Here is a 6,683-nt window from a genome sequence, read left to right as displayed (position 1 = left end):
TCTAGATTTTCTTTCTTTCTTTACCACTCCTCTGTTTTTGTCTTTCAAATATGCGCGGACAGTAGGCTGAGATATTTGTAGAGTTTCAGCAATGTCCTTCACTGAATGTCCATCTGCATGGAGCTCTCTAAGCTTTAATTGTTGCTTTTCACTAATCATAAACTATTAATGGCAAATGTAATAAGGGCCAGTAAGATATAGAAAAAAAAGCTAAAACGAAAGAAAAATTTTTAAAATGCACTTAAAATCGTGATAGTGCTCACAAAAATAGCAGAAAGTTCATACTGTCACTGTGCAGGAAAAAAACATTGCCCACAACAGTGCTATTGATGAGATCGACCGCTACTTAGATGCAAGACCAAATCTTAAGATCGATAGCGCTGCAATTAACGATCTTGATGACACCATCAATGCTTTGCAAAAGTTAGCTGATCATCGCAAGCAAAAGGAAATGGGCGAGGGTAATAGCAAAGCCGATGCTATCTACAGACAAAAGCGTAGTGAATACCTTAGCGAGTACACTGATGTAGATACAATTAAATCAGACGGGTCATTCGATAGCCTGTATGATAGTACTCATGAGTATGCTCAAAAGAATAATGTAAATCTTGATATCAATATAGCTAAATTACTTAGCCCTCAAGAAAAACGCGATTTACATAATCTCATAGAAAAAGACTTCAAAATCAAACGCCCTGAGCTTGATGCAACCGACTATACTCTTGCTGCGACATGCGGTCTTATTGCCGGCATTGTAGATGTGATCTTTGTTGGTGCCCCTGGTGAAGGTGTCATTACCAAGAAAGTTGATGCAGCTGTCAATAAGGCTGTAGAGGGCTTTGCTCGCTTTCATGGATGGCCAAATGGCAAAGATATAGACTCTATGTCAAATCCTACTGCAAGTGCTATTGGCTATTTAGAGCGTATTTACAAGGTTAACTATGATCAAAGTATTAGTACGCAAGTAGATAGACAGTTTCATCTAAGCCCAAGTAACCACCACCTTAAGAACTTAGCTCACTCACCGGATCTCATTGGCTTGTTCTTCTCTATCGTAGATCAGTTTAACAGTACTTCTCATTTTGCCTCGAGCGGTCAAATCTTTGTTATTGACACTGACACTATGGAGCTAAAAGGAACAACCATTGTAGGAAAAATCCTATGCGGCATTGCCAATTGGTTTGGCCATCTCATGTCAGATGTCGCTGGCTCCTCAGGTGCACAAGGACGTGGTAGCGGCATTCCGATTCCGTTTTTCAACCTCACACAAATATTTGGTAACTTCGGCTCCTTTGGCCAACATCGCCAAGACTTTTCAACCATTTGCTCACAAGTGTTCGAAAAGGGCTACGACTTCCGTCATGGCATTGCGCTAGCTGTGCCTGTATTGCTATGTGAAGGCTTAGTGCGTCTTGTCAGAACCATTAAGATTGTGTACATCGACAAAAAGCCATTTGATCTTTCACTTATCTCTGCTACTAATGCAGAGACACGACGCATGTTACTAGTTGCCCAAGGAGCACTGTTAGCGGTGGACTTCACCGATGCATTTATACGTTCCAAAGGCTCAATTGTTAACCTGCTCCTGCGCACTAACATCATCGCCTTATATCGCTTCTCATACCTCTCTTACAAAGAAGCTTGCGAGTACCTACTCAAAGGATATATTGACGAGGATAAGGTCAATAAGTACCTAGATGAAGAGTACAACCGTCTACTAAAAGACCTCAAACGCTTTGGTACATAATTGCACTTACCCACATCAAATTAAGATCATGGCAGGCCTTTGACATAAACAAAGCCCCGAAAATAAAGATCGTGACGAGTCCTTTGACATAAACAAAGCCCCGCATGATTAAGATCATGCGGGGCTTTTTATGTGGCCTAAGGAATGTAGCTCCTTAGGCGAAAATGTACTGTAGTGTAAATGCAGCTAGCTTTTGACTGCAGCTACTCCTTGCTTACGGTCTTATTAAGATCGCTAAAGCGAGTCATGTTAAGAAGCAGGAAGTTGCCAGATACGTTCTTTGAGTGAGCAACCATTTCCTTAGAATGTGAGATTGGCAGGATGCCATAGTCTTCAACTAAGATCTTCTGGGCTTGTTGATAGAGCTTGTTGCGAGCTTCACCGTTAGGAGTTGTAACTGCCTTGGCAATTAACTCATTGAATTTCTCGTTCTTGTATAAGCCCTGGTTTGATACAGGATCATCGGTGCTAAAGATGCTAATGTAGTTATCAGCGTCACCATTGTCACCGCCCCAACCGATAAATGCGATATCCCAATTGTCGGTTAAGAGCTTAGCGCGGTAAGTACCCCAGTCGTATACGACGATATCGAGCTTCACACCAACCTTATCTAAATAAGACTGTACAGCCTCAGCTAAAACCTGACCACCAACAGTGTTGTAGAAACGAGCGTTGGAATAAGTCATAGCGGTAAGCTTAGTAATGCCTTTTTCCTTGAAGAACTTCTTAGAAGCCTCAGGATCATAGGTTGAGGATACCAAGTTCTTATCAAAACCAGGCATCCAAGATGGCATATATGAAGGAGCGTAATCTGCATAGCCCTTGTAGAGAGTCTGTACCAGCTCAGGAACGTTGATAGCCTGAGAAATAGCCTTACGCACTGCTACATCCTCGGTTACGTAGCCCTTGCGGAAGTTATAGACCATGTAGTTAGTATTGTTACCCTCAACAGTGAAAATCTCACCACCACTAGCCTTAATCTCTTCGATAACATTGCCATCGATACCGTTGATGATGTCAACCTCACCGTTCTTTAACGCAACTACACGAGCTGAGGTCTCTTTCATGATGCGGTAAATAACGTTCTGAACCGGAGCCTTCTCACCCCAGTACTCATCATTACGTGTGAGCACGATCTGCTGACCACGATCCCATGCAACAAAGCGATATGGGCCAGTACCAACAGGATTCTGCATCAGGCTGTTGTTGTACTTCTTAAGCGCAGTTGGAGAGGCAATAGGAGCAGCAAAGGTCATAGCCATGAGATTTAAGAATGGAGTTAATGGCTTTTTGAGAGTGATTCGTAAGGTGTACTCGTCAACTACCTCAGTCTTTGCAATGCCGTCTAATACGAGAGGGGCATAAGACATCTTCTCAACGCGGTTCTCAGGGCTCTGACGATCAAAGTTAAACTTTACAGCCTCAGCATTAAATGGGGTACCGTCATGGAACTTAACGCCCTTGCGTAAGTTAAAAGTGTAAACAAGACCATCATCTGAAATAGTCCAGCTTTCAGCTAAAGCAGGCTCAACCTCTACAGTTCCTTTCTTAAAACGCAGTAATGACTCGTAGATGTTGATATTCATATTAGCTGAATCCATATCGTCAGCTAAAGCTGGATCGATACCTAATGGTTCAGTTGAAGTAGCAAAGAAAATGTTATCCTGCGGAGCGCGGGAAATTGGAGCTGCAGATACTGCGCCGGCGGTAACTGAAACCGCTACTGCTGCGGCGAGCAGGGACTTGAGTAATGCCTTCATATTAATAGCAATCCTAAATGACTCATGATCAAATAAGCAATTAGTGTTAGCTTTAGCAATCGATCATGGTAGTTAATCTCTCTGCCGCCTAATACTATCTGAAAAGCTGTGCATGATATGGTCGGCAGGACGGAACACCGTCTTTTGTCGGGATGAAAATCCGTCTTACTGTGCATACATTCTTATTTAAGGCTTTATCACAAGCAATATATTCACAATATTAGTGCATCATATATTTAAGTGCACCACAACGAAACATTTAACAAACAAACTCATGATTTTGTACGTTTTAAAATATGTACACCTAGCAGCATCACCCAATTCAAAGCTTACCTCTCTATGTATAGCCACATATGTATCGCATATATAAGCGCTTGCTAACTTAAGAGATCACGCAATTAATCTACAGTTGCTACCATCAATATGAGCTAGCCTAACTAACGCTAAAAGAACACCCCTACTCAAATTTATGTAGCAAGCTACCTACCTTAAGCCCTGAAAAACATTAAAAAACAAAATTTTGCCACCAAACAGTGCACGGTTTCACACTCACTTCACCCAACAGCTCAGTGCTATAGCTAAGTGGACTCACTTAACGACCATGCATCTTTTAACTGTTAATTGCCACAAGATCATGTGACTTTTGAGGTAGGCCTCTGCTTTATCTATGTAGCGATCAATGCAAAAAGTCCACAAATTCCTAGGCAAACATATACCCTGCTCCACAAATGCCCAGGCTCACATCTACCATGCTCCACAAATGCCCTGGCTAACATATAACCTGCTCCACAAAAGCAAAAGCCCCGCACAAGGTAGCTTTACCTGGCGGGGCTTTTTGAAGTTCTACTCTAAAGTGTTCTGACTTTAGTTAGCTTTTAGAGAGAACTACTCTTTTTTAACATAACGGAAGTAGATAACACTTAAGGTGTTTAAAGGACCGCTGATGTTTGGACGGTAAGCAAGTAAATCCTTTGGATGAGATAAAGGCAGCACACCTACGTCTTCAGCAAGAATGCGATCTGCCTGCTTGTACATCTCAACACGCTTTGGACCTTCTGGAGTACGTGCAGCCTCTACAACGAGCTTACGGAACTCATCGTTCTTCCACAGACCGTTATTAGCAACTGGGTCATCGTTAGCGAAGATGTTGATGAAGTTATCAGGATCGCCGTTATCACCAGCCCAACCTAAGAAGCTTAAGTCCCAGCTGTCGGTTAAGAGCTTGCCACGATAAGTGTTGTAGTCGTAAACGATGATATCAGCCTTAACGCCTACCTGAGCTAAGTATGACTGAATAGCCTCAGCTAATACCTGACCACCTGCAGTGTTAGATGGACGTGTATTTGAGTAGGTCATGATCTTGAGTGACTTGATGCCCTTTTGCTCAAAGAACTTCTTGGCTGCCTCAGGATCGTACTGTACTGGCTTGGTGTTTGGATCATAGCCATCCATGAAAGAAGGGAACCAAGTTGGAGCATACAGTGAGTAGCCCTGATAGAGAGACTCAACTAATGAAGGAACGTCGATTGCCTGTGCAATAGCCTTACGAACCTCACGATCCGCACACATAAAACCATCACGTGTGTTGAAGAGCATGTAGTTGGTAGATGGGCCTTCTTCAGCGTAGATCTTACCGCCGTTCTTCTCGATCTCAGGAATTACGTTAGGATCGATAGCGGTGATAATGTCAACCTCACCGTTCTTTAAAGCAACTACACGAGCAGAAGTATCCTTCATAACGCGGTAGATAACGTTCTGAATTGATGGCTTCTCACCCCAGTAGTCTTCATTGGTGGTTAAGATAATCTGCTGACCACGATCCCAAGCAAATAACTTGTATGGACCGGTACCAACTGGCTTATCCATAACGCTGTTGTTACCAGCCTTAAGAGCAGTTGGGGATACGATTGGAGCAGCAAACACCATTGCCATGTTACGCAGGAATGGAGTTGAAGGGTTCTTTAACTTAACTGCAACAGTGTACTCATCTACTACAGTAGTGGACTCAACGTCGCCAAACACAAATGGAGCATAGGACATCTTTGGAACAAGATTCTCTGGGCTCTGGCGATCGAAGTTGAACTTAACAGCTTCTGCGTTAAATGGAGTGCCATCGTGGAACTTAACACCCTGACGGAGCTTGAAGGTGTAAGTTAAGCCATCTTCTGAGATAGTCCAGCTTTCAGCTAATGAAGGCTCAACTTCAGTGCTAGCAGGCTTAAAGCGCAGTAATGACTCGTAGATGTTGCACAGGATATTGCCTGAATCGTTATCATCTACTAATGCTGGATCTAAACCAGCAGGCTCGGTACCAGTAGCGAAGAAGATGTTGTCTTGTGGCTTGCGTGACATGGCTGCATCAGCGCTGACAGCTGAGAAGCTGAACATCAGAGCCATAGCAGAGGCCAGCAAGGTCTTGCGTGAAATAAACTTCATAGCAAAATCCTAAATCCAAATAACACATAAACCGTGGTCTATAACCACTAAGAGATACTTGCGATCTTGTCGATCGCAGCGATCTTTGGCAGTAAAGTTTTACCACCGTAAAAAAACATTGTGACTTGCCAATCTAAATAGCATTGCATGACAACACCAATCGTATCGAGCATGGATAAAATCAACATGCTAGTTATGGATAATACGCAGAGGAGAAGTTAACCCCACTCTAAAAGTGCGCCAGATTGCAAATCAATAGCAAGCCATTTTCGTGGACGTAAATACAAAAAGCAAGCCAAATTAAAGGCAAATGAGATACTCTACATAAAATTACTTAATAAGCATAAACATCAAAGCCATCATAGCTAATTAATAGCAACTATATGCCTTACACCAGCCCAAAAACGCCATAACAAGCAATAACAAATTTGCCATGACCTACTCTTTTTTGCCATAAGAGCACTCTGTTTTAGCTTGCTAACTGAACGATCGCGCAACCTCTCTTTTCTTTGATTTAAGAGCCACAAGGGAAAGCTGCACCAAGTACAAAACAATCGCAAGGAAATGCGGACCTTGGTAAGGTAACCGTCAATGAATGAAAGATGCGCATGGGAAGTTAAGCGCAAAGGAAAGGCGCATCTTGGTAGGCAATCGCAAAGGAATGATCCCTTGGTAAGGATGTAATTGTGGCCATGGTCAGGGCCAATGAAAAAGCCAGCATAAGCTGGCTTTCAAAGTGA

At 42.8% G+C, this 6,683-nt stretch carries 4 protein-coding genes; 1 reads left to right on the top strand and 3 read right to left on the bottom strand.

The genetic code is table 11. The features are described 5' to 3' along the window. Positions 1-159 (bottom strand): helix-turn-helix domain-containing protein (locus H524_RS17985; RefSeq protein ID WP_084281639.1); only part of this gene is annotated, 159 nt, incomplete at its 3' end. 133 nt (positions 160-292) lie between these two features. Here H524_RS17985 and H524_RS0103585 point away from each other — a divergent pair. Continuing rightward, on the top strand, positions 293-1,747 hold the full coding sequence (locus tag H524_RS0103585; protein WP_052338889.1) for a hypothetical protein: 1,455 nt from the start codon (positions 293-295) through the stop codon (positions 1,745-1,747). A 203-nt stretch (positions 1,748-1,950) separates the two neighbouring features. Here H524_RS0103585 and H524_RS0103575 read toward each other — a convergent pair whose 3' ends face one another. Beyond that, entirely contained in the window at positions 1,951-3,507 is a 1,557-nt protein-coding gene (locus H524_RS0103575) for an ABC transporter substrate-binding protein (protein ID WP_052338888.1), read from the bottom strand. 885 nt (positions 3,508-4,392) lie between these two features. Next, complete coding sequence (locus H524_RS14100; RefSeq protein ID WP_044121405.1) at positions 4,393-5,943, bottom strand: ABC transporter substrate-binding protein; 1,551 nt, start codon at positions 5,941-5,943, stop codon at positions 4,393-4,395. Between the last annotated feature and the right edge of the window lie 740 nt (positions 5,944-6,683).

It is taken from the genome of Anaerobiospirillum succiniciproducens DSM 6400 (assembly GCF_000482845.1).
Classification (GTDB): domain Bacteria; phylum Pseudomonadota; class Gammaproteobacteria; order Enterobacterales; family Succinivibrionaceae; genus Anaerobiospirillum; species Anaerobiospirillum succiniciproducens.
This window is presented reverse-complemented; position numbering and strand designations above follow the sequence as displayed.